The organism is Nitrospira sp. (assembly GCA_016715825.1).
Lineage (GTDB): Bacteria > Nitrospirota > Nitrospiria > Nitrospirales > Nitrospiraceae > Nitrospira_D.
Map to the genome: position 1 here is coordinate 524,561 of JADJXO010000001.1, position 23,369 is coordinate 547,929.

At 55.3% G+C, this 23,369-nt stretch carries 24 protein-coding genes; 18 read left to right on the forward strand and 6 right to left on the reverse strand.

All coding sequences use genetic code 11. From position 1 onward, the window contains the following. The first annotated feature begins 235 nt into the window (after positions 1–235). From IPM58_02565 to IPM58_02590, 6 genes are all read left to right on the forward strand, one after another. On the forward strand, positions 236–532 hold the full coding sequence (locus IPM58_02565; GenBank protein MBK9305979.1) for an acylphosphatase: 297 nt from the start codon (positions 236–238) through the stop codon (positions 530–532). A gap of 14 nt (positions 533–546) precedes the next feature. After that, entirely contained in the window at positions 547–1,500 is a 954-nt protein-coding gene (locus tag IPM58_02570) for a sigma-70 family RNA polymerase sigma factor (GenBank protein MBK9305980.1), read from the forward strand. 5 nt (positions 1,501–1,505) lie between these two features. Further along, positions 1,506–2,030, forward strand: coding sequence for an adenine phosphoribosyltransferase (locus IPM58_02575; protein ID MBK9305981.1), 525 nt, complete (start codon positions 1,506–1,508; stop codon positions 2,028–2,030). A 110-nt stretch (positions 2,031–2,140) separates the two neighbouring features. Beyond that, the gene (locus IPM58_02580) at positions 2,141–2,704 is read left to right on the forward strand and encodes a TraR/DksA family transcriptional regulator (protein MBK9305982.1); all 564 of its coding nucleotides are present in this window, start codon (positions 2,141–2,143) and stop codon (positions 2,702–2,704) included. A gap of 48 nt (positions 2,705–2,752) precedes the next feature. Then, positions 2,753–3,454 (forward strand): 7-cyano-7-deazaguanine synthase QueC, encoded by a 702-nt coding sequence (queC, locus tag IPM58_02585; protein MBK9305983.1) that lies wholly within the window; start codon positions 2,753–2,755, stop codon positions 3,452–3,454. A gap of 32 nt (positions 3,455–3,486) precedes the next feature. Beyond that, on the forward strand, positions 3,487–3,882 hold the full coding sequence (locus IPM58_02590) for a cytochrome c (protein MBK9305984.1): 396 nt from the start codon (positions 3,487–3,489) through the stop codon (positions 3,880–3,882). Between the two features lie 28 nt (positions 3,883–3,910). Here the strand turns inward: IPM58_02590 and IPM58_02595 are convergent, their stop codons facing one another. Both IPM58_02595 and IPM58_02600 read right to left on the reverse strand, forming a co-directional pair. Then, positions 3,911–4,522, reverse strand: a complete 612-nt coding sequence (locus IPM58_02595; GenBank protein MBK9305985.1) for a sel1 repeat family protein — start codon at positions 4,520–4,522, stop codon at positions 3,911–3,913. Between the two features lie 204 nt (positions 4,523–4,726). Next, on the reverse strand, positions 4,727–5,221 hold the full coding sequence (locus tag IPM58_02600; GenBank protein MBK9305986.1) for a sel1 repeat family protein: 495 nt from the start codon (positions 5,219–5,221) through the stop codon (positions 4,727–4,729). 348 nt (positions 5,222–5,569) lie between these two features. Between IPM58_02600 and IPM58_02605 the strand changes: the two genes are divergently transcribed. Further along, on the forward strand, positions 5,570–6,169 hold the full coding sequence (locus IPM58_02605; protein ID MBK9305987.1) for a YqgE/AlgH family protein: 600 nt from the start codon (positions 5,570–5,572) through the stop codon (positions 6,167–6,169). Positions 6,170–6,196: 27 nt separating this feature from the next. Here IPM58_02605 and IPM58_02610 read toward each other — a convergent pair whose 3' ends face one another. Beyond that, positions 6,197–6,556: a hypothetical protein gene (locus IPM58_02610; protein ID MBK9305988.1), complete on the reverse strand. Its 360-nt coding sequence runs from the start codon at positions 6,554–6,556 to the stop codon at positions 6,197–6,199. 427 nt (positions 6,557–6,983) lie between these two features. On the opposite strand from IPM58_02610, the gene IPM58_02615 reads away from it, so the two are divergent. Then, positions 6,984–8,219, forward strand: coding sequence for a hypothetical protein (locus IPM58_02615; GenBank protein MBK9305989.1), 1,236 nt, complete (start codon positions 6,984–6,986; stop codon positions 8,217–8,219). 70 nt (positions 8,220–8,289) lie between these two features. On the opposite strand, the gene IPM58_02620 is transcribed toward IPM58_02615, so the two are convergent. Further along, positions 8,290–9,162, reverse strand: a complete 873-nt coding sequence (locus IPM58_02620) for an alpha/beta hydrolase (protein MBK9305990.1) — start codon at positions 9,160–9,162, stop codon at positions 8,290–8,292. Positions 9,163–9,498: 336 nt separating this feature from the next. On the opposite strand from IPM58_02620, the gene pyrR reads away from it, so the two are divergent. The 10 genes from pyrR (at position 9,499) to IPM58_02670 (ending at position 20,564) form a co-directional block, all read left to right on the forward strand. Continuing rightward, positions 9,499–10,065 carry a bifunctional pyr operon transcriptional regulator/uracil phosphoribosyltransferase PyrR gene (gene pyrR / locus IPM58_02625; GenBank protein MBK9305991.1) on the forward strand — a complete coding sequence of 189 codons (567 nt, stop codon included), beginning with the start codon at positions 9,499–9,501 and terminating at the stop codon, positions 10,063–10,065. 13 nt (positions 10,066–10,078) lie between these two features. Continuing rightward, positions 10,079–11,002: an aspartate carbamoyltransferase catalytic subunit gene (locus tag IPM58_02630; GenBank protein ID MBK9305992.1), complete on the forward strand. Its 924-nt coding sequence runs from the start codon at positions 10,079–10,081 to the stop codon at positions 11,000–11,002. A gap of 31 nt (positions 11,003–11,033) precedes the next feature. Beyond that, positions 11,034–12,320 (forward strand): dihydroorotase, encoded by a 1,287-nt coding sequence (locus IPM58_02635; protein ID MBK9305993.1) that lies wholly within the window; start codon positions 11,034–11,036, stop codon positions 12,318–12,320. A gap of 4 nt (positions 12,321–12,324) precedes the next feature. Beyond that, positions 12,325–12,846, forward strand: a complete 522-nt coding sequence (locus IPM58_02640) for a hypothetical protein (protein ID MBK9305994.1) — start codon at positions 12,325–12,327, stop codon at positions 12,844–12,846. Continuing rightward, positions 12,843–14,021, forward strand: coding sequence for a glutamine-hydrolyzing carbamoyl-phosphate synthase small subunit (gene carA, locus IPM58_02645; protein ID MBK9305995.1), 1,179 nt, complete (start codon positions 12,843–12,845; stop codon positions 14,019–14,021). The genes IPM58_02640 and carA overlap by 4 nt, the downstream gene beginning before the upstream one ends. After that, positions 14,014–14,964 (forward strand): signal peptide peptidase SppA, encoded by a 951-nt coding sequence (sppA, locus tag IPM58_02650; GenBank protein ID MBK9305996.1) that lies wholly within the window; start codon positions 14,014–14,016, stop codon positions 14,962–14,964. Before carA ends, sppA begins: the two co-directional genes overlap by 8 nt. Before the next feature lie 161 nt (positions 14,965–15,125). Beyond that, the gene (locus IPM58_02655) at positions 15,126–15,995 is read left to right on the forward strand and encodes a M48 family metallopeptidase (protein MBK9305997.1); all 870 of its coding nucleotides are present in this window, start codon (positions 15,126–15,128) and stop codon (positions 15,993–15,995) included. An 18-nt stretch (positions 15,996–16,013) separates the two neighbouring features. Continuing rightward, positions 16,014–19,265, forward strand: a complete 3,252-nt coding sequence (carB, locus tag IPM58_02660) for a carbamoyl-phosphate synthase large subunit (protein ID MBK9305998.1) — start codon at positions 16,014–16,016, stop codon at positions 19,263–19,265. A 20-nt stretch (positions 19,266–19,285) separates the two neighbouring features. After that, entirely contained in the window at positions 19,286–19,762 is a 477-nt protein-coding gene (gene greA / locus IPM58_02665) for a transcription elongation factor GreA (GenBank protein ID MBK9305999.1), read from the forward strand. A gap of 1 nt (position 19,763) precedes the next feature. Beyond that, a complete protein-coding gene (locus tag IPM58_02670; GenBank protein ID MBK9306000.1) occupies positions 19,764–20,564 on the forward strand; it encodes an SAM-dependent chlorinase/fluorinase in 801 nt (266 codons plus the stop codon). A gap of 5 nt (positions 20,565–20,569) precedes the next feature. Here the strand turns inward: IPM58_02670 and lhgO are convergent, their stop codons facing one another. Beyond that, positions 20,570–21,769 (reverse strand): L-2-hydroxyglutarate oxidase, encoded by a 1,200-nt coding sequence (gene lhgO, locus IPM58_02675; GenBank protein ID MBK9306001.1) that lies wholly within the window; start codon positions 21,767–21,769, stop codon positions 20,570–20,572. Positions 21,770–21,804: 35 nt separating this feature from the next. Beyond that, positions 21,805–23,172, reverse strand: a complete 1,368-nt coding sequence (gene bioA, locus IPM58_02680) for an adenosylmethionine--8-amino-7-oxononanoate transaminase (GenBank protein ID MBK9306002.1) — start codon at positions 23,170–23,172, stop codon at positions 21,805–21,807. Positions 23,173–23,369 lie beyond the last annotated feature (197 nt).

The following is a 23,369-nucleotide window of genomic DNA, read 5'->3' on the forward strand; positions in this document are numbered from 1 at the left end:
CGTTATCACCAGGTCCGTTTCGACTCCAAATGTTGTCCCGTCCTACTTCTTACGAGGAGTACGGCGTCAGCATCCTGTTTTGCTCAGGTGGATGCAGGGGCAATGCTTAATGTGATGAAGGGAATGCCATCGTGCAGAAAATGCAAAACGCGTGACGCATGCGGAGAGGTATGAGAATATCCGCTGACCAGAATGGTAGGTGGCGGTCGAGGTTTCATGAGCTTGGTAGGGCGAGATGAGCAGATCGGCCGAGGAGCAGCCGGTTCGGGCCCATGTCGTCGTGTCGGGTCATGTGCAGGGCGTAGGTTTTCGTGTGTTTTCGGCACGGATGGCATCTGACCTCGATCTTGTAGGAGGCGTTCGCAATCTCAATGATGGTCGAGTTGAATTGGAAGTTGAAGGCATGAAAACGGTCATTGAAACCTTCCTGCAGAAACTGAAAATTGGTCCTCCCGCCGGGGAAGTCACGGAGATTGATGTAGCGTGGAGTTCGGCGGGCGGGCGCTATTCAACCTTCAGCATTTGGTATTAGGAAAGTAGGACACCATGAGTCGGCAGCATGACGAAGAGTCCGATATGAGTGAGGCTCGGAGGCAGACTATCGACGACATGGGAGGTTCAGAGTCTACGTATGCATCGGACCACGGAGAACGAGAAACACACCGATCAGAAGGCCTTGATACACTTAAAAGCTATCTTCGAGAGGTCCGTCGATCGACTCTCTTGACGTTCAAGCAAGAGCAGCAGCTTGGGAAGCGGGTGATGGCGGGAGATGAGCAAGCCCGTCAGCAGATGATCGAATCCAACCTACGGCTGGTCATCAGCATCGGGAAACGGTACATGCATCGGGGGTTTCCATTTTCCGATATCGTAGAAGAAGGTAACCTGGGCTTGATCAGGGCGGTCGAGAAGTTCAATTACAAACGGGGGTTCCGTTTCAGTACGTATGCGTCCTGGTGGATTCGACAGTATATCGAACGGGCCATTATCAATCAGGGGAAGCTCGTGCGTCTGCCGGTACATGTGGTGGAACGTCTCAATCGGTACCTCAATCGCGTTGAACAATTAGTGCAGGAGCTCGGACGGGAACCAAGAGCTGCGGAAGTGGCTGCCAAGATGAAGACCTCTGAGGAGGAGGTGGTGGATCTGAAGCAGTTAGTTCGTACCACCTGTTCGCTTGATAGTCCGCTGAGCGATCATACTGATACTTTCTTGCGCGATGTGATCGAAGATCCATCTGGGCTCTCGCCCGACGAGACCGCTGATGGCGTGAGAAGGAGAGCGGAACTCATGAAGTGGGTGCGGGAGTTGCCTGAGAAAGAGCAAACTGTTATTGTATCTCGGTTCGGACTCGATGGAGATGAAGCCAAGACGCTGGAAGAGATCGGTCGTACGATGGGATTAACGCGTGAGCGCGTCCGGCAGATCGAGATGGCAGCACTGGTTCGGCTTCGGAACACCATCGAGCGAAAAACAATGACACAGGCTGATCTGCTCTAATTCGCGTGACCACCGTTAACTACCAAGCGCTTATTCGCGAAGTGCCGGACTTCCCCAAGCCCGGCATTCTGTTTTACGACATCACCACACTGTTAAAAAACCCGACAGCTGTTCAAAGCCTTGCCGACGAACTGACGACTCGCTATCTTGATCGGGGAGTCACTAAGGTCGTAGGGATTGAGTCCAGAGGATTTATTTTCGGGGGCATTCTTGCCGCGAGGCTTGGTGCTGGGTTCGTGCCGGTTCGTAAGCCTGGTAAACTGCCCGCGGATTGTTACGAAGTGAAATATAGCCTTGAATACGGTCACAACAGCCTCGCGGTGCATCGTGACGCGATCGAAATTGGAGAACATGTTTTGATCGTCGACGATCTACTCGCTACCGGAGGAACAGCGGAAGCGACCGTCAATCTCGTTCGTCAATTGGGCGGCACGATCGTTGGGCTTGACTTTTTAGTCGAACTGAAAAGTTTAAATGGACGTGAGAAGCTTGTCGGCTATGACGTTCATTCGACGATCACGTATCCTTAAGTGCTTGGGCTGGTTTCCCGTTTGGCCCTTGTTCTCGGTAGAGTACCCGTGATATAGAAGCCGATCTTTTTGGCCCTCCCCAACTATTTACCGTCGGAGTGCAGAGTACTATGCCAACGAAAACGCAGGGTAAGAAAAAGGCTGAGGCAAAATCGAAGTCGGCGGCACCCGTCGTTAAGAAGACGGAGCCGATGACGGCAGGCCCAACAACAACTGTGAAGGCTGCCCCGGCGATCGAAGTGGACCCACCTATGCGGCCGAAGGAAACTTCAAAAGAGCGAGAAGCACGGGAGCGAAGGCAGGAAGTGCTCCAGAAAATGCTGGTGGAAAAACGCCAAGAAATCATCAAGGAGATAGAAGAAAGCCTCGGACAGTCTCTTACGGAAGATCAACAGCGCCGTCTTGAATCGGCGCGCGACGTTGGGGATCAGGCCCTGATGGATCTGGAGCGGGAGCTCGGCATTTCTTTGATGGAAATGCGCAACCGTCGGAGGCAGTCGATCGATGAAGCCATCATCAGGCTGCACGAAGGCACGTATGGCATTTGTGCGGAATGTGGAATCGAAATCAGCGAACGGCGACTCCAAGCGGTTCCCTTTGCCAAGCTTTGTGTGGAATGTCAATCTCGTGCCGAGTTATTGGAGAAAATTGAGCGGGAAGAAGATCGCGACTAGGATCAAACATTTTTACCGCCTAAGATTCCCCAGCATTTCCTCTCTTCCATGGACGGGCAAACCCCTGAACGCGCGGTCGTGCTTGCGAGCGGCGGATTGGATTCAACTGTTGCGGCTGCCGCTGCACGACGAGATGGTTATATCCTCGCCCTTCTGACGATCGATTACCAACAGCGACATGCGGTAGAAGTGCTTTGTGCCAAACGAGTGGCGGAAGCGTTGGGTGCTGAGCAGCATATTGTCGTGAAGGTCGATCTGCGGGCCATCGGGGGGTCGGCCCTCACCGACACCATGGTGGTGCCGAAAGATCGGAGTGAATCGGAACGAAGCCAGGATGTTCCGAATACCTACGTGCCTGGTCGAAACCTGATGTTCTTGTCGTTGGCAGCGGCTCAAGCCGAAGCAGTGGGTGCCTCGGTTATTTATTTCGGGGCGAACGTGATCGACTATTCTGGATACCCTGACTGTCGACCGGAGTTCATCAAGGCCGTGGAGGCTGTGCTTCGGATCGGAACCAAAGCAGGGCTGGCAGGCCGACAGATTGAGATACGCGCACCGCTGCTTCAGTTGTCCAAGGTCGATATCATTCGCTTGGGTCTAGCCTTGCATGCTCCATTGCATCTGACACATAGCTGTTACGATCCGGCCGGGCTGCTTGCTTGCGGCCATTGTGACAGCTGTCTGATTCGAAGACGAGGATTTGCAGAGGCAGGAGTTGTAGATCCCATCCCGTATGCGGTATCTTCATAAAACTTCCGAATAGAAAATGGTGGTTGCGCGCTATGAAGTCATCTCAAATATTGTTGGTTGGTTCACTTCTCGTTGTGCTTGGCACGATACAGGCCTGTAGCCAGAACGGTGTTGAACCGGCGGCGACCGGAACGGCGGCCTTGGCTCCGGCCGAGTTGCGTGATGGCGAACAGAAATACAATGCCAATTGCTCTCGATGCCATGGCATGGGTGGAGTGGGGACTCCGCAAGGCCCACCGTTTCTTCACAAAGTCTATGAACCGAACCATCATGGAGATGCGGCGTTTCACCAAGCCGCCACTAAGGGAGTGAAAGCCCATCATTGGCAGTTCGGCGATATGCCGAAGATTGATGCCGTGAGTTCGGACGATGTGGATCAGATCGTGACGTACGTGCGCTGGCTACAAAAACAAGCGGGTATCTTCTGATTCTGGGAGGGAAGGCTCCGGCCACCGTTTACGGGGTCTGAGGAGCTGGCCGCTGCTTGGGGTTCCATTTCTTCGCTTGCTCCTCCGCTTCGATGATCTGCGCGCTCGTCATACGCGTTGCCACTGCGTGACGAGATTCAACGGCTCGTCTCTCTCCATACGCCGCCGATAGGTTGTACCACATGTGCGCCTCAATCAAGCTCTGCGACACACCACGACCACGTTCGTACATCATGCCGAGTTTGGCAAACGCCAATGCATTTCGCTGCTCGGCGGCCTTCTGAAACCAAAACAAGGCCATCTGGTCGCTGAAGGTCGCTCCCTGACCAAGTGAATAGAGTGTTCCCAGGTTGACCTGTGCATCTGAGTGTCCCTGGTCAGCGGCTTTCTTAAACCAATCCTTTGCCTCAAGGTAGTTTTGGGGGACACCCCGCCCTTCGCTATAGAACACCCCTATCTGATTTTGGGCATCGGGGTTACCGGCTTGTGCACGCGTGAGGATTTCACTGACCTCTTGTCCCCCAATGAGTGGTTGGGGGGAAGGCGCAGGAGGAGGAGTTGTACAGCCCACGGGGAGGGACAACACTGCAGCGAGTCCTGCAAAGGCAATCGATATGTAGGGTAGCTGCCACTGAACCATGTGTGTCGATGAGAACGAAGATCATCCCTGTTGAAAGGACATCCTACTCAGCAGCGGGGAGTGAGTTCAAGAACTATGTCGCGGCAGAGACCGGTACGGCCAGAAACAAACCGTAATGGACCAACCTGCTCAGAACGTGCCGGCCCAACCACAGGCAAAGAGGAGAGCTTGTGAGGCGAGTGGAGGGATGGAACCTGTCAAGAATTAGGAGGGCTCATCCTCAAGTGGCGGCTCTTCGACCTTCGGCTTCCAGTTCCGTGCGAGAAATTGGGCATTGGCAATTTGAGTCGGCGTCATAGCACGAGCAAGACGATCGCGCCACTTGGCTCCATCTTCATGCCCATTCGCCGCTGCCAGGTTGTACCACTGATAGGCTTGAACCAGGTCCTTTGGAACGCCGCGGGCTTTCTCATAATAGGTTGCAATAAGAAACATTGCCGCCCCGTGCCTTTGGTCGGCGGCCAAGCGACACCATCGGAGGGCTTCTTGATAGTCTTGAGGTAGGCCACGGCCAAGATCCGACAAAACACAGAGTCGGTAGAAAGCTTCAGCGTGTCGTTGCATCGCGGCCATACGATACCACCGAACAGCTTCTCTATGGTCCTGTGGTGAAGCCCGTTCGTACTGCAGACCAAGGTTGTATTGTTCCTCAGCACTCCCTTGCTCTGCCGCGTGGCGTAACTCGTCGATCCTTGTCACGGTGTCTCGTACATCCACATAAGGAGAGGTGGGTGGATCAATGCATCCTGGCAAAGTCCAAAGGATTGTCATGAAAAGTGCAACTAGGGCTCGCCCATAAGCCATCATGAGGATGTCTCCTTTTCCAACTCCACGAGCCGAGAGGCTATCGTGGTGTGAAGCCCACCGACCACGGGGCATACTCTAGCATAGTTCATGTGTCAGATGGTCAACCTGAAGTGATGATCGACACACTATCTTTCTGATAGATGAGGGCCTATTGCTTTTGAGGGAGAGAAGCGATATCAGTGGCAACACGAAGGAGGTGAAAACCTGCCTGTTGTGGCGAGGAAGCGATGGTCAAGCGAGATGCTTCTGGTAGGGCTGTGGGCTCTCCTATTTGCCGAGCCAGCTCTCGCTCAGTATGAATTGTCACCATCATCACTTGAAGCGGGCGTGCTTTTAGTTGCGAGCCCGTCATTGGATGACCCCAACTTCCATCACAGTGTTTTACTCATCATTGAACATGGGAGAGGCGGCACGGTCGGGCTCATTCTGAATCGACCTACGGATGTCCTTCTCTCTGACGTGCTCCAGGATCTCCCCATCCTGAAGAGGACACCCCATCGCTTGTTTGCTGGAGGGCCGGTCGGGCGAACGCAAATGGTGTTGCTCTTCCGGCTTGATGGACCCTATCCTGACACGCGGTTGATCGTTGGTGAGATGTATGTGGGCACTTCCAGCGTTCTGGAACGCATCATCACTCAGCCCAAGACCACCGAAACGTTCCGAGCCTTTGCCGGCTTCGCAGGATGGGCTCCTGGGCAACTTGAACAGGAGATGCGAGAAGGAGCATGGGGTGTCCTGCCGAAGCAGTCGTTTGATATCTTCGACCAAGATCCAGCCACGCTTTGGCCGGATAGCATCGCTCGTCTCGAGGTGCCTCGGACCATTTCCAATTGGCGATAGGCGATCGGCTCTTCTCTCAAAGCCTCATCATCCGGACAGGATCGAGTCATACGTGAGGTGGTCTGCGGAATCAGGGAGCGCACGAGCCATCGCAATCCGCTCTGAACTGATCTGACAGTATCTTGTATTGCGAAAGGCGTGGCCTAGGCGAGATGCGCGTGCGGCGCGTAGAAGGGCCCTCGCATCTTGAAACCCCAACAAATAGCGTTCGAATAATTCGGATGAACGAAGCCGATACTTATTGACGTGATCCCGATGGAGGACCGCATCTCGGAGGCCATCTTCCTCGGCGAGCCAGGCTTCTAGTTCAGCGGTGGTACGCGCGTTTGCCCGTTGCCGTCGGCACCAGACAATACGGGATGTGACAGCGTGAGCCGTGGTGTCCACAGCGTCCTCCATGACAGATTGAGCGAGTGGCACAATCAACGTTCGCAAGCTGAGTGCCAGAACGTGGTCCTATCGACTCCCACATACATGATGATTCAAAGTATGTGTATTTGCGAGTGGTTCGAGGTGCGATGGGATCCGTCACCCTATTGTTCCACGCCATCGGCGAGTCCCACTTTCGAACATATCTGGTGATGTCTGTATGGTTTCGAATGCAGCGGAAGCGATGCGGTCTCACGGAGGATCGTGAACGCCTATGGAGGCAAGCGCGTTGGCTGCGGCGAGCGTGCTGTGAGGAAACTAAACGAATGAGTTCTTGGTGGGTGATGATGCTAGTGAGATACCACACCCTCACGTCAGCGAGCCTACGAGTTTCTTTTAGCTACTCTGCATTGACAGTGGCGGCAGTGAACAGTAGCCTCACTGTATGGACGATTCAGGGATAAAGCGGTTCTTAAAGATGATCGACTGCTTGGGCCTTGTTTCGAAAGGTCGCTTTTGGTTCAAGAATGGTCTGTTGACCTTGTCGCTCGTGGGTGTCCTGTCTGGTTTCGCTGTTGGTGCGCATGCAGCGGAAGCGGACCATAGCGGAGAACCTGGACGAGTGCTTCATCAGCCTTCAGAATCCGGTCATCCGATTCCCGGTCTTTTGTTCCGAGTGTTCGTCGACCGTGGAGCAGAAGGGGCTGCTGGCGGAGTTCTTGGTGAGGCTGAGGCAAACGAGGCTCTTCAGACAGTGCGCAATACCTTTTCCTACTTGAATCGACAGCGGCAGCACCATCCGCGGTTCGACGAGGCGGTGAGCAAAGACATGCTGGAACGGGTCATCGTGCAACCAGTCGTGCGCAATCATGAAGGAAAGATCTTTCTTTTCCTTGTTGTGCGGACGGTGGACGCTGGGAGGGTTCGGCTCCTGATCAGTGCCTCGGTGATGAAAGAGAACGGGTATCTTGGACAGGTTGACCGGTTTGCACCGATTCTGGCGCGAGAGTTTCAATGGGTAGTCAGCAAGGCAGAGACGGGCTACAAATCCAAGTTGGTCTCGGTACAACGAGATCTCCAACATGCCGAAATCACAGCCGACAAGGACATTCGATCTCTCTCCGGCAAGGAGCGGGTCAGGTTGCTTCAACAACTGTTCAGGACCTACCTTCGGACGGTCGACGATTTTCGAAGTTTGGAGGGGCAGTCCTACTACGAGGTCGGCAGTACCAATGTAGTTGCCCCGAGCCAGCCGGATTCCACCACAAAGTTGTACGATATGCGGGTTCGAGAAGCGTTGCAGAAAATCGTCAGAGAACCGATCTTTCTGGAACGCACCCCACGTGCCGTGACAAGTCTCCTGAATGGAGCCATCTGGAATGTCACGTTTGTGAATATCGAGCAGCGCGACTGGGCGACCAGAACCAGAGTATTACCGGAAGAGAAGGCGGTGACGGTCGGACAGCCTGGAACGTTGATCCAGCCATCGGCGATTCTGATCAATCTCCATCGTATCTCGAGTTCGGATGATCCTTTTTACGCTGAGACAAGGCAACTGCCGATGGGTGCGTTATCTCCCGACCAGCTGGCACTGGTCATTGCGAAAGAAATCCAGCACAACATTGTCGAGAAGTCACAGACCGGTCACGTCGCACAAGATGCCCTCTCGGCCTCGCAATAGATTGGTGCGTTCTCTGCTACGTCCTCTTAAATGGAAATCCAGTGCACTGAGCCTGTCATGCTGCCACGGCCTAACCACATGACTCGAAGAATTTCGTAATATCGTCAGTGACAGGCACGCGTCGTGGATTGAGCCACGACAGTGCTCCGATAAGGTCTGTGTGATCGACACGGGAGTAAATGCGTGACCGTACGCAACCTCCCCGTTGCTTGATGCGTTGCTCCAGCTTCTCGATATTGGTGTATTTCACCACAGTATCCCTGTCACCGTAGAGCAGCAGCATGGACGGCTGTGTGCCGTCGATGAACGTCGTGACCTGCATGTTCGGATAATTCTGTGGCGGGCCGAACATGTCCTCCAGATCCGCCTCGTCTGGAGTAAAGGCATAGGGGCCGGCGAGTCCGGCGAAGTCATGAATGACGATCGACCGGTCTTTCCCCTCTTCAGCCAGATAGTGAGGATCGGCGGTCACCAATGCGCCGATATGCGCTCCGGCTGAATGGCCCACCACATGGATGCGCGCGGGATTACCGTGTGACTCGGCAATGTGATCATGGACCCAGGTGAGCGCTTTGGCGGCGTCTTTCACGAACTCCGGGAACCGCACTCGGGGATACTTTCTGTAGTCGGGAATAACAACCAGAAAACCTCGGTCCGCGAAGGTTGATCCAATAAACCGATAGTCTTCCCTGGCGCCATGTGTCCAACGCCCACCGTAAAAAAAGACCACCACCTCAAACGGTTTCTTCGTATGATCAGCTGGAATGTATAGATCGAGTTTCTGTGCAGGATCGAACCCATACACCTGAGCCTTCACGACGACCGTTGTGTCGAAGTGCGTGGGAAGATTGGCGGCTACGAAGGCCGCTTGTGTGCAGGCAGACGAAGCCAGAAATAGGCCGGGGAGCAAGATCTGGAAACGCGAGGTTCTCGGGCTATTCATTGGAAATGTCGTCTTGCCGTGGGTCTCACCATCAGCAGCAAACCATCTATAGCATAGGGCCCATGGGAAACGTATTCCGGACCTCCTCTGTTATTACGTGTATGCGCCATGTCCTGACCGGCTTCTATTTAAGACTCGATGCGCTTGACAGGGGTAGAGTGGCTCAGTAAGATAGCGAAACCTTTAATGCTCATCCAGTGAGGTGGGCAAGGAGCCAACGATGGATGATAGTCCGGCTTTGACCGGTTTCAGCGTAACCTTCTCACTGCAGCTTGGTGAGGAGGTTTTTTTATGCCTAGAAGCTGAGCGGAATCGTGTATCGCGGTCGTTATTGATATGACTTCTCCAACGAACCAACCGCCCGAGCGGAAAGATGAAAAGGTGATCATGGATGCGGGAGATATCTCCCGTGCCATGGTGCGCATCGCGCACGAAATATTGGAGCGAAACAAGGGTGTGAAGGATCTGACGTTGGTCGGCATACGGACGGGAGGCGTGCATCTGGCGCATCGGCTCGTCAAACGGATCCAAAGTATCGAGGGTGTGCAAGTGCCGATCGGTGAACTGGATATCACACTCTATCGGGATGATCTGGCATTACGGAAAGATCAACCGATCCTGAGGAAAACCTCCGTCCCGTTCGATATGACGAATAAAGTGGTCGTGCTCGTAGACGATGTGTTGTTCACCGGCAGAACGATTCGAGCAGCTCTGGACGGCCTCATGGACCTGGGACGACCAGAAGAAATTCAACTCGCGGTGCTGGTCGATCGCGGACATCGTCAGCTGCCGATCAAGGCCAATTATATTGGCAAAAATCTACCGACCTCTCGGGACGAGCAGATTCGGGTGCTCTTGGAAGAGAGTGGGGAGGATGATCGGGTGGTCATCTTAAAGGGGTGAGGCGGAGGGTCGTATGAGCCTCAAGCGCAAAGATCTGTTGAGTCTTGCTTCTTTGTCTGCGGATGAAATCACGCTCATCCTGGAAACAGCCGATTCGTTCAAGGAGGTGACAGGGCGAGAAATTAAGAAGGTTCCGGCGCTGCGAGGCAAGACGGTCGTGAATCTGTTCTTTGAGCCGAGCACGAGAACCCGCACCTCCTTTGAGTTGGCGGCCAAGCGACTGAGTGCAGACGTGATCAACTTTGCACCCTCCTCCAGCAGCGTCGTGAAGGGGGAGACGCTGCTTGATACGGCTCGGAACATCGAAGCCATGCAAGCCGATATCATTGTGTTGCGGCACTCATCCGCCGGTGCGGCTGAAACACTCGCTCAGGGGGTCAAGTCATCTGTCATCAATGCCGGCGATGGATGGCACGAGCATCCGACCCAGGCCCTGCTCGACCTGTATACCATTCGGCAACGAGGGATGAATTTCCAGGGACTGCGCGTGGCGATCATCGGCGATGTGTCGCATAGCCGCGTCGCTCGTTCGAATATTTACGCGCTCATCAAGCTTGGTGCTGAGGTGCGCTTGGTCGGGCCACCGACGATGATGCCGTGCGGTGTGGAGAAGCTCGGACCAAAGGTGTATCACCACATGGACGAAGGCCTGCGCGATGTGAACGTCATCATGATGCTTCGGCTGCAACTGGAACGTCAAGGACGTGCGCTGTTCCCGACCATTCGTGAATATTCACGGCTGTATGGATTGACGGCGGAGCGGGTGCGGCTTGCGGATGCCGGTGTGATCGTGATGCATCCAGGGCCGATCAATCGAGGAGTCGAAATCGCGCCGGATGTGGCCGATAGCCTATCCTCAGTGATTCTCGACCAAGTTGCGAATGGGGTCGCCGTGCGGATGGGTGTGCTATATCTGATGTCCGGAGCCAACTCGTAGATCATGGACGTGTGTCAGAGAGGAGTGTTCGGTGTCAATTCTCATTAAAGATGGATATGTCATTGACCCAGGCCGATTCATCGGAACGGCTGATGTGCTGATCGAGGACGGGAAGATCTCGGCGGTAGGCCCAAATCTTTCCGCGCCTGGTGGGGGTCGCGTGATCTCCGCACATGGGAAGCTGGTGATGCCAGGGTTTGTTGATGTGCATGTCCACTTTCGTGAACCAGGATTTGAGTATAAAGAAACAATTCAGAGTGGCAGCGCCGCAGCGGTCGCTGGAGGCTTTGCGACGGTCTGTTGCATGCCGAACACGAGTCCGATCAATGACAATCAAGCGGTCACCGAGTTCATCCTCGAGCGGTCTCGATTGGCTGGTCTGGCGAACGTGTTGCCGATCGGCGCCATTACCAAAGGATCGGAAGGTAAGGAGTTGGCGGAGATTGGTGACTTGCGACGGTCCGGTTGTGTGGCGATTTCAGACGACGGGAAACCGGTGATGAACAGTTTGGTCATGCGGCGGGCGATGGAGTATGCGTTGGCGTTTGACCTCACGGTCGTCGATCATTGCGAGGATCTGCATCTGGCCGAAGGCGGCTGCATGAATGAAGGATTGATTTCGACCGAGCTGGGGTTGCCCGGCATTCCGGCCGCTGCCGAGGATGTCATGGTTGCGCGCAATCTGTCGCTCTCGGAGCTCACCGGAGCCCGGCTCCATCTGGCCCATATCAGTACGGCAGGGTCGGTTCGGATGGTCCGTGAGGCGAAAAGCCGAGGGATTCTTGTCACGGCCGAAGCTTGTCCGCATCACTTCACGCTCACGGAAGAGTTGGTGCGTGGATACAATACGCACGCCAAGATGAACCCTCCGTTGCGCACGTGGGACGATGTTCACGCGATCAAGGAAGGATTGCGAGACGGGACGATCGATGTGATCGCCACCGACCACGCGCCTCATGCGACGCAGGAGAAGCAACAAGACTTTACTGAAGCTCCGTTTGGAATCGTGGGCCTCGAAACGGCGCTCCCGTTGACATTGGGATTGGTGGAAGAAGGCGTGCTGTCACTGGAGCAAGCCGTGCACAAACTGACGTCTGCACCGGCAGCGGCGTTTGGACTCACCAAAGGGACCCTGGCCGTCGGTGCAGATGCCGATGTGGTGGTCGTGGATCAACATGAACAATGGGAAGTGGATCCGGCGAAGTTTCGGTCCAAGAGCCGGAATACTCCGTTTGCCGGTTGGAAGGTCAAAGGACGCGTGAACGTCACCATCGTCGGCGGCCGGGTCGTGTTTGAGACCGCTGTCACGGAGCAGTAGTACCGTGCGACCGGTGCCCCGTTGGGGGAAGATCGGTTGTGTGACGCTTGAGTGGGTGGCTCTTGCGGTATGGGTCGGAGGAATGATCGTACTCAGCGGGGCGGTCATTCCGGCCGTGTTCAACACATTCGGTGGGCAAGATTCCGGAGGAATGTTCTTGACCAAGGCGTTCGAGGGGTACCAACGGTTTGTCATGGGTGCCGGTGCGATTCTTGGTGCCGCCGCGTGGTTTCGCTGGTGGAGCAGGGATCCGGGGATAGCAGTCGGACGTACCGAAATGGTTGTGCTTCTTGTCATGGTCATGATCGCGGGGCTCATTATCATGCTCTTGCATCCCTATGCTGCGGAGCTTCAGGCACTGGCATTCGCAACGAGGGATGAAGCGGCGAAAAAGGCGGCATTGGAACGTTTCTTTCGTGTCCTGATGCCCATCAGGTCGCTGTATATGGTCAATCTCATCTTGGGTTTGATTCTGATTGGGATCAAGGCGAAACAGTCGATTGTTCAGGGTGGACGAGAACAGTGAAAAAGGCGTTGTTAGCACTGGCGGATGGGACGGTATTTGAAGGCCGTGCCCTAGGCTACGAAGGGGAAACAGTCGGCGAAGTGGTCTTCAATACGGCGATGACCGGCTATCAGGAGGTTTTGACTGATCCGTCATACAAGGGGCAGATCATCACGATGACGTGTCCCCATATCGGCAATTACGGTGCGACGCCGGAAGATATGGAATCGTGCAGGTTGTGGGCTGAGGGGTTCGTGGTGTTGGAGGCCAGTCGCCTCGTCAGCAACTGGCGAAGCACGTACACGATTCAGGAGATGCTAGTGGAGGCCAAGCTCGTGGCGATCGAAGGAATCGACACGAGAGCCTTGACGAGACATGTGCGTGAGCATGGGTCGCAACAGGGCATCATTACACATGTCGATTTGGATCACGCGAGAGCTGTTGGTCGAGCCAAGCAGGCGCCCGGCATTATCGGTCGAGACTTGGTGAGGGAGGTGACCTGCGCTCGTTCCTATGAATGGACGACAGGCTCAGGCGAGTGGCGTCCAGCAACGGCAACCGAGGGCGCGGTTGATGAAAGGCGTACTCGTTGGCACGTGGTGGCCTATGATTTTGGGATCAAACACAATATATTGAGACGATTGGTGGATGTCGGTTGCCACGTGACGGTTGTGCCTGCTGCGACGTCTGCCGCAGAGGTCGCGGCGCTACGGCCGGACGGAGTGTTTCTTTCCAACGGCCCCGGTGATCCGGAAGGCGTGCCCTATGCCGTGAAGGCAGTAGAGGGCCTGATCGGGCGTTTCCCCATATTCGGCATTTGTCTCGGTCATCAGATTCTCTGCTTAGCCTTCGGTCTCAAGACCTACAAGTTGAAATTCGGCCATCATGGCGCCAACCATCCCGTGATGGATCTCCGAACGAGAAAAGTGGACATCACATCGCAGAATCATAATTTCGCCGTGCAGGGGACGGGGTCCCTTACGGACGTGCCGAAGGCTCCTTCGGTGGTTGAGACGCGCTATGGGAAGCTCGCGCTCACGCATCTCAGCTTGAATGATTATTCGATCGAGGGCATGGTGTGTATGGACCATCCGGTCTTTTCGGTGCAGTACCATCCGGAGGCAGCACCGGGGCCTCACGACGCCTCCTACTTATTCGAAGAATTCATCCGACTTATGGAGAAACAACATGCGTAATTGTCTCGTCATGGCTGTGATCGGACTCTTCGTGTCTGGCTGCACCTTCAACTTTCCGCTCTTTCCAGGCCCAGGACCGCTGCAAGAGGCGCAGGTCGATGGGAAGGGAAAAGCCAAGGTGTTGCTGATCGAGATCTCCGGAGTCATCAGCTCTCAGGAGAAAGAGGGATTCCGTCCGGCGCCCAGTATGATTGCCAGCATAAAGGAGCAGCTGTCTCGGGCCGCAAAGGATGAGCACGTCAAGGCCATCGTCCTCCGTATCAATACACCTGGTGGAACGGTCACGGCCTCGGACATTATTCATCATGAACTCAAGACCTTCAAGGCGACGCGGAAGATCCCTATCATCGCCTCCATCATGGATATCGGGACATCAGGGGGATACTATATTGCCGCGGCTGCCGACACCGTCCTGGCCCATCCCTCATCCGTTACCGGCAGCATCGGCGTCATCATGCTTACGGTGAATGCCACAGGGTTATTGGAAAAGATCGGAGTGGAGGCGACCGCGGTGACCTCAGGACCCCGCAAGGATATGGGCTCACCGTTTCGAACCATGACAGCGGAGGAACGAGCCATCTTCCAAGGACTCATCGATTCGTTCTATCACCGGTTCTTGACCATCGTGCAGGAAGGCCGGTCCAACCTGCAGATGGAGCAGATCAAACGATTGGCCGACGGGCGAATCTACACAGGCGAACAGGCCAAAGCAGCAGGATTGGTCGATGAGATCGGGTATCTTGAGGACGCGGTTGAATTGGCTAAGCAGAAGGCGGGGATCACCGAAGCCCGTGTTGTGACCTACCAGCGCCCCGGAGAATATTCCAACAATGTCTATTCCAGGCTCCTGGCCCCTGGTGCCCTGGCAGGCTTGGCGGAGCTTGATCTGAGTTCGTTTGTGAGAGGGGGGACGCCACAGTTCATGTATCTGTGGGTGCCGTAGCTGAGGAGCGGCGTCGATCGTCACGAATGGTAATATAATGATACTGATCAGGTATGATCGAGCAGATCAACATGGCGCAGGGGAAAGACCAAGAGATCAGCACAGTATTCTCGACACCCATCGGCCGGCGAACCCTGTTGCAGCGAGCGGTTCGTGGGGGGATGGGGTTATACGGTCTCGCTGGTATGGCGGCCGTCGGAGGGCTGCTGTCCACGCTGACGGGGTGCGTGCGTGCACCCGGTACGGCTCGGGAGCAATTTATCTATATCTCCGAGGAGAAAGAAATGGCGATGGGCATCGCCGATTTTCGGTCTTTGCTGCGTAAGGCGCCCATCAGCGACGACCTTGCGTTGAATGAAATGGTCAATCGCGTCGGGCGGCGCATTGCGGCGGTCGCGAACAAACCTGAATATCAATGGGAATTTGCCATCATCAAAGACGACCGCACCATCAATGCGTTTGCGTTGCCTGGAGGGAAGGTGGGGATTTTTACCGGAATCTTGAAGATGACAAAGAATGAGGACGGCTTGGCGACTGTCATCGGACATGAGGTGGCGCATGCGCTTCAGCGCCACGGAGCCGAGCGGTATAGTCGGAGCATTCTCGAAATGATCGGACAAGTCGGTGCGCTGGCGGCCGGTGCTGCTGTCGGGCGTCCGGATGCCGCGATGGCGGCGATGAGCGCGTACGGAGTAGGAGTGTCCTTGCCGTTCGGCCGAAAACAAGAGTCCGAAGCGGACTACATCGGGCTCAAGCTGATGGCGCAGGCCGGCTATGATCCGCGAGAGGCAGTCCCGTTTTGGGAGCGCATGAGTGGCTGCCCTCGACAAATGATCGACAAAGTCTGTTTTCGGTCGCAGCATAATATCCCAGAGTTTCTTTCAACTCATCCTTCCGATATCGCGCGCATCAACCAAATCGAAGCGTGGATCCCTGAAGCCTTGCAGTATTACCATGCCGCACAGGGAGGTGAAGGGCCTGCGCCAACTCCCTATCAACCGCTGATTGGGCCACTGCTTCCAACCAGTTAAGCCGACTATCACGACACGATGCCAAAACGCACAGACATTCAGTCAATTCTCATGATCGGGTCTGGTCCCATCGTCATCGGGCAAGCCTGTGAGTTCGATTATTCCGGAACTCAAGCCTGCAAGGCACTCAAGGCGGAAGGCTATCGGGTGATCCTCATCAACAGCAATCCCGCGACGATCATGACGGATCCGGAGATGGCGGATCGGACCTATGTGGAGCCCATCACCGTCGAAGTGGTTGAACGCGTGATTGCTCGTGAACGCCCTGATGTCTTGCTTCCGACCATGGGCGGGCAGACCGCGCTGAACACCACGATGGGGCTTGTGAAGCACGGCGTCCTTGAGAAATACGGCGTGACGCTGATCGGCGCATCGGCGGAAGCCATTCATAAAGCAGAAGATCGCGAAGCGTTCAAACAGGCGATGGAACGAATCGGTCTCCGTGTACCGAAGAGCGGCACGGCACACAGTCGGCAGGAAGCCGTGGCCGTTCTGGAAATAGTCGGATTTCCCGCGATCATTCGACCGTCGTTTACGATGGGGGGGACGGGGGGGAACATTGCGTATAACCGAGAGGAATTTGAGAAACTGACCGATTGGGCACTGGCGATGAGCCCGGTCAGCCAAGTGTTGATCGAGGAATCAGTCATCGGATGGAAAGAGTACGAGCTCGAGGTGATGCGGGATCGGAACGATAATGTCGTCATCGTGTGCCCCATCGAAAATTTTGACCCGATGGGCGTGCACACCGGTGACAGTATCACCGTTGCACCGGCCATGACGTTGACCGACAAGGAGTATCAGCGAATGCGGGATGCGGCGCTTCGCGTCATCCGCGAGATCGGCGTCGATACGGGTGGATCGAATATTCAATTCGGCGTCAACCCGACAAACGGTGAGATGGTCGTCATCGAGATGAACCCTCGGGTGTCCCGAAGTTCGGCGCTCGCCTCAAAGGCGACCGGATTTCCGATCGCAAAAATCGCTGCCAAGCTCGCCGTCGGATACACATTGGATGAAATCACCAATGACATTACCGGTGTGACAAAGGCTTCGTTCGAACCGACGATCGACTATGTGGTGGTGAAAATTCCTCGGTTCGCGTTCCAGAAGTTCAAAGGATCTGATCCGACCTTGACCACGCAAATGAAGTCGGTCGGCGAAGTGATGGCGATCGGACGCACGTTCAAAGAATCGCTGCAGAAGGCCATCCGCTCCTTGGAGTTGGAACTGAACGGTTTGGTATCTAGGTTTGGGCTTGACCGAGGCGTACCGGCCGACTTCGATCGACAGCAGGCTGCCGACAAACTTGATCGTATGCTGCGCAACCCGCTTCCGGAACGGCTGTGGTACCTGGCTGATGCCATGCGACTGGGATTGACGGACAAGGAGTTGTGTGAGACGACCATGGTCGATCCGTGGTTCCTGGCGCAGGTGAGGCAGTTGATCGATTGTGAACGTACTCTTGTCGGCCATGCTGCCGATCCGGGGGCGGTGTTGAACGGTGAACTGCTCTGGGATGCGAAAGAACTTGGATTCTCGGATGATCGGATTGCGTCCTTGCTTGGGTGTGATGCGGCCGTCGTCGCGGGAGCGCGCAGGCAACATCCGACCCGAGGGGTCACCTATAAGCGAGTGGATACCTGCGCCGCAGAGTTTGAGGCGCAGACTCCGTACCTCTACTCCACCTATGGACGAGAGTGCGAAGCCAGGCCGTCTGACCGGAAGAAAGTTGTGATTCTCGGCGGAGGTCCGAATCGCATCGGGCAGGGGATCGAGTTCGACTACTGTTGTGTCCATGCCGCCATGGCGCTACGAGAAGACGGGATCGATACGATCATGGTGAATTGCAACCCTGAAACCGTGAGCACCGATTACGACACGTCGGATCGACTCTATTTTGAACCACTCACGCAAGAAGATGTCCTCAACCTGATTGATCGCGAGCAACCGATCGGGGTGGTCCTACAATTCGGTGGTCAGACGCCATTGAAACTTGCGCTTCCGTTATCGAAGGCCGGTGTGAAGATTCTTGGGACAAGTCCGGATGCGATTGATTTGGCGGAAGATCGTGAACGGTTCCGTGAACTGCTGACGAAATTAGGATTACGGCAGGCGGAAAGCGGAATGGCTCGATCAATCGAAGAATCCGTACAGATTGCTGGGAAGATCAGCTATCCGGTGATGGTCCGGCCGTCCTACGTGTTGGGTGGGCGTTCGATGCAGATCGTCTATGACGAAGCCGGCCTATTGGAGTATATGCAGTCGGCGGTGAAAGCCTCGCCGAATCATCCGGTATTGATCGACAAGTATCTGGCCGACGCGATTGAAGTCGATGCGGATGCGATTTCAGACGGAGAAACCGTCGTGGTTGCCGGCATTATGGAGCATATCGAGGAGGCGGGTGTGCATTCAGGAGACTCTGCCTGCTCGCTTCCTCCCTACACATTGGACGTGGATATTATCAATGAGATCGAGCGTCAAATGCGCATATTGGCGTTAGAACTCGGAGTGATCGGTCTGATGAATGCACAGTTTGCCGTGAAAGGCCGGACGATTTATGTGCTTGAGGTGAATCCTCGAGGGTCTCGCACTGTGCCGTTCGTCAGCAAGGCGATCGGCATGCCGCTCGCAAAGTTGGCCATGAAAGTCATGATGGGAAAGACCCTCAAGGAACTCGACTGCACCAGCGCTCCCGTTCCTGGACACTTCTCGGTGAAGGAAGCCGTCTTTCCCTTCAATAAATTCCCCGGCGTTGATGTGCTATTGGGGCCGGAGATGAAGTCGACCGGCGAAGTCATGGGGATTGACGGGGATTTTGGATGGGCGTTCGCCAAATCGCAAGCGGGGGCAGGCGCAGGGCTTCCGACAGGCGGGACCGCGTTTATCAGCGTGAAAGAATCCGATCGCCCCGCGGCGCTTGCGGTCGGTCAGGTGTTGAGCAGGTTAGGGATGCGCATTCAGGGAACGAGCGGAACGGCCGGATTCTTGCGCGAGCACGGGCTGTCCGCGGAGGTCGTCAACAAGGTGACCGAAGGGAGACCTCACATCGTGGACCACATTAAGAATGGCTCGGTGGCGCTCGTGGTCAATACCGTGCGAACGGCCTCGGCTCATGCTGATTCATTGTCGATCAGGCGGGAGGCCTTGCATCGGGGGATTCCCTATTTCACCACCATGCGAGGCGCCCATGCGGCGGCCATGGGAATCGAGGCCATCCTGAAAAAACCCCTATCGATTCGGTCTTTGCAGGAGTATCATCCGTCCTAACCTATCCAGGAGTCTGGAATATGCCCACACCGATTACCAAGAAAGGGTATGAGGCCCTCAAAGCGGAGTTGAGTCGGCTACGGAAAACCGAGCGGCCGAAAGTGATTGAGGCAATCGCGGAGGCCAGGGCCCATGGCGACCTCAGTGAGAATGCCGAGTATGATGCGGCCAAAGAGCGACAAGGATTCATCGAGTCGCGGATCTCGGAGCTTGAGACGAAACTGGCGGAAGCCCGTGTGGTCGAGATCACGGGACGCACGAGCGATACCGTCGTGTTTGGTGCGACGGTGTCGGTCGTTGAGCAAGAGACGCAGGCTCAGAAACAATATATGCTGGTCGGTCAGGATGAAGCCGATATGAAGTTCAACAAGATTTCGGTGCAGTCTCCTGTCGGGCGGGCCCTCATCGGGAAGCGTGTCGGAGACTTTGTCGAAGTCAAGACTCCCGTGAAAATGGTCGAATACGAGGTCGTGGAGATCAAGTTCGAGGAATGCTGACGTGCCGGCGTCACGCCCGCTCATTGCCCTTCTAACAGATTTTGGCGAGCGTGACTGGTTCGTCGCGAGCATGAAGGGTGTGATCCTCACACTCAGCCCCAGCGCCAGAATCGTCGATATCTCCCACCAAATTCCTTCTCATCACATCGATGAAGCGAGTTACGTGCTCGGCGCGTGTTATCGCCATTTTCCACAAGGGACCATCTATGTCTGTGTGGTCGATCCCGGAGTCGGCAGCGCCAGGCGCGCGATTCTTGCCACCACATCGCGCTATTGGTTTTTAGCGCCGGATAACGGTCTGCTCAGTCATGTGCTCGAACAGGAACAGGACGTGAAGATCCGGCAGATTGAAGAGGAACGCTATCGGCTGCCGTCCGAAGGGACGACATTTGACGGACGCGATCTATTCGCCCCAGTCGCCGCCTTGCTGGCCAATGGAGAACCGCCGTCATTTTTTGGACCAGTGATCAACGATCCCATGAAGAGCTTGGTCTGGGCCCCGCAGCAACAAGGGCAAATTGTGGTCGGACGAATTGAATATATCGACCGATTCGGAAACCTGATCTCGAATGTCACGGCAAAGCAGGTTCGGGAATTTCAAGCGACCATCGGACTGGCCAAGATCGAGATTCAAATCGGAACACATATCGTGACTAAGGTGGTGGGGAGCTACAGCCAAGGTGATAGGCAGATTCCTGCGGCCCTGATCAATAGTAGCGGGTTCTTGGAAATCTTCCTTCAGGAAGAGAACGCGGCTTGCTGCCTCCAAGTCGATGTGGGAACGGAGTTGCGACTCTGTTGAAGGCATTACTTCATCGCCTTGTCGATGTGATCGCAGACATGACTGGAAAATGGAATTGAACAGGTAAACGCCGGCGACACGGCGTTCAAGACATGCATGGAGCGATCGTTGCCCTCCAAGACGAAATCCATTTCAAGCTTCCTCTTTGTGATGTCGAGAAGCTGAGCCCTGATTCCTGGCCTTCCCCATGTTTGGTAGTTCCGCTCGTCCACTCCTTCCGCGAGGACCGATGCCAGTGAGACCATTCTGCTCCGAGAGTATTTGGCGATTTCCTCTATCGCCAAACGTCTGAAGTCGAATCCTGCTCCTGTGAGGAGGCCGAGCCCACGACTTGCGACTTCAACCAACTCACCGACATTGAAATTGCTCATTCCCTCATAGTTTTCCCGCCAGAGAGCCGGAATGGCCGTCGGGCCGATCTTCGCCTTCCCGTCTGCTGTGATCGTGAAGTGAACGCCAAGAAACGGATTCCTGAGATCCGGAACGGGATAGATGTTGGTGCGAATTGCGCCGGGTGGCTCATCGGAGTAAAGGTAGAGGCCTTTGAACGGCAGAATCCGATATTTTTCCGAGAATCCAAAGTCCATGGCAATCTTATCCGCGTAGAGGCCTGCGGCGTTCACAACATAGCCTGCTTCAATGGTGTCATGGTTTGTGCGGACTGCGCTGTTCAGGCGCCCTCGATAGGCGGTACCGCACTGAATGGTGACGCCTTCTCGGGTTGCATCCTGTTGCATGGCCTCGATGACGTGAAGGGGTTTCACCGTTGAGGTGCGAGGTGAGAACAATGCCCGTTGGTACGTTTTGACCCGAGGTTCAATGGACTTGGCCTCTCGGTCTGTCATGGCCTGCAGTTCGATACCATTGATCTGACCTCGTCGCAGTAGTTCATCGAGCGCCGGTAAATCGGTGGCATCCTTGGCCACGACGAGTTTGCCGCATTTATTCAGGGGAATGCGTTTCTCCTCGCAGTAGGCTGTGAGCCGTTCGCTGCCGAGCCGCGTAAACTTCGCCTTCAGGCTGTCCGGCGAATAATAGAAGCCCGCGTGGAGCACTCCGCTGTTTCGGCCACTCGCATGGGCGCCGCAGGAGGGCTCCTTTTCGATCAACAACACGCGTGCGTCGCTACGGCGTCGGCGCAGCTCTCGAGCGATGCTCAAGCCGATGACTCCACCGCCGATGACGAGGAAATCGCAGGTTTGCATAGAATAGGTCTGTCCGTAAGGAATGCGATTGAGAGTTAGTCGATCTGCAGAGTCTCTATGGATTCCTTGAGGATTTCCATCATTTTCTTCAGCTCGTCGACGGTTGTCGAGAGCGGTGGCATAAGCACAAGCACGTTCCCGATCGGTCTGAGAATCAGCCCCTTGGACCGGGCGATCGTTGCCACGCGATGACCAGCTTTGACCCGAAACGGATAAGGTTCTTTCGTCGTCCGGTCGCAGACCAATTCGATACCAGCCATGAATCCGGCTTGACGGATATCTCCGACATGCGGCAGGTCTTGGAAAGGCCGGAGCAGTCGCGCCAATAGCTTGATCTTGGGTTGTAACCGTACCAACGTCTTCTCATTTTGGAAGACCTCGAGATTGGCGAGCGCCAAGGCGCAGCCGAGCGGATTGCCGGTGAAGCTGTGGCCGTGGAAGAAGGTCTTGAACTCGTCGTATCTCCCTAGAAAGCCCTGGTAGATTTCATCAGTCGCCAAGGTAGCTGCCAGCGGCATATAGCCACCCGTGAGTCCTTTGCTGATGGCCATGAGGTCCGGCGTAACCTGTTCGTGCTGGCAGGCAAACATTTTGCCTGTTCTTCCGAACCCGGTTGCGACTTCATCGGCAATCAAGAGCACGTCGAATTGTGTGCAGAGGTCTCGGATTCGCTTGAGATATCCTGCTGGGTGACGAATCGTACCCGCGGCTGCTTGCATCATTGGCTCGATGATGAAACCGGCGAGGTCACGATGACGCGCTTTTAGAATCTGTTCGATCGGGTCGATGCAGGCCATCTTGCACGTCGGGTAGGTGAGGTGGAGCGGACAGCGGTAACAATGTGGCGGTTCCGCTTCAAGGGTGGGAAAGAGCAGCGGTTTGAAGCGAGAATGGAAGAGGTCGATGTTGCCGACGCTGACGGCCCCGATCGTATCTCCATGATAGGCGAGTTTCAGGTGGAGAAATGTGTTCTTTGGCCCCGCTTCAGGATGTCGCTGCTGCCAGTACTGGACAGCCATCTTCAATGCGATTTCGACCGCCGTCGAGCCGTTGTCGGAATAGAAGACACGGGTGAGTCCCTTCGGAGCAATTCGAATCAGCTCTCGCGCCAGTTCGATGGCTGGTGGGTTGGAAAGACCTAGGAAGGTTGAGTGGGCGATTTTGTCGAGTTGCGTCTTGAGTGCACGATCAAGAACCGGATGTCGATGCCCGTGCAGATTCACCCAGATGGACGAGGTGCCGTCGAGATACTTCTTCCCTTCCGTATCAATCAGGTAGGAACCCTTTCCACGCTCAATAATGAGTGGCTCATCCTGCTCCCACTCCTGCATCTGGGTAAACGGATGCCAGAGGTATCGATGGTCCCAGTTGATCAGCTGACGCGTTGAGGGTGGTCGTGCCATGATGCTTCAATCTTGATCATGCAGCACCATACCATGCGGTTCTCCATCGCGAATCGAGGCAGCGCTCCTACACGTCGGCAGAGTGAAGATCGCGTGACGAGACAATCAGTCTGGTGCGGGGCGTGATTATAAGGGTGGGTGATGTCTTTGACAACCTCCAAAGCAGTTACTATAATGAACCGATTTTTTACTCATGG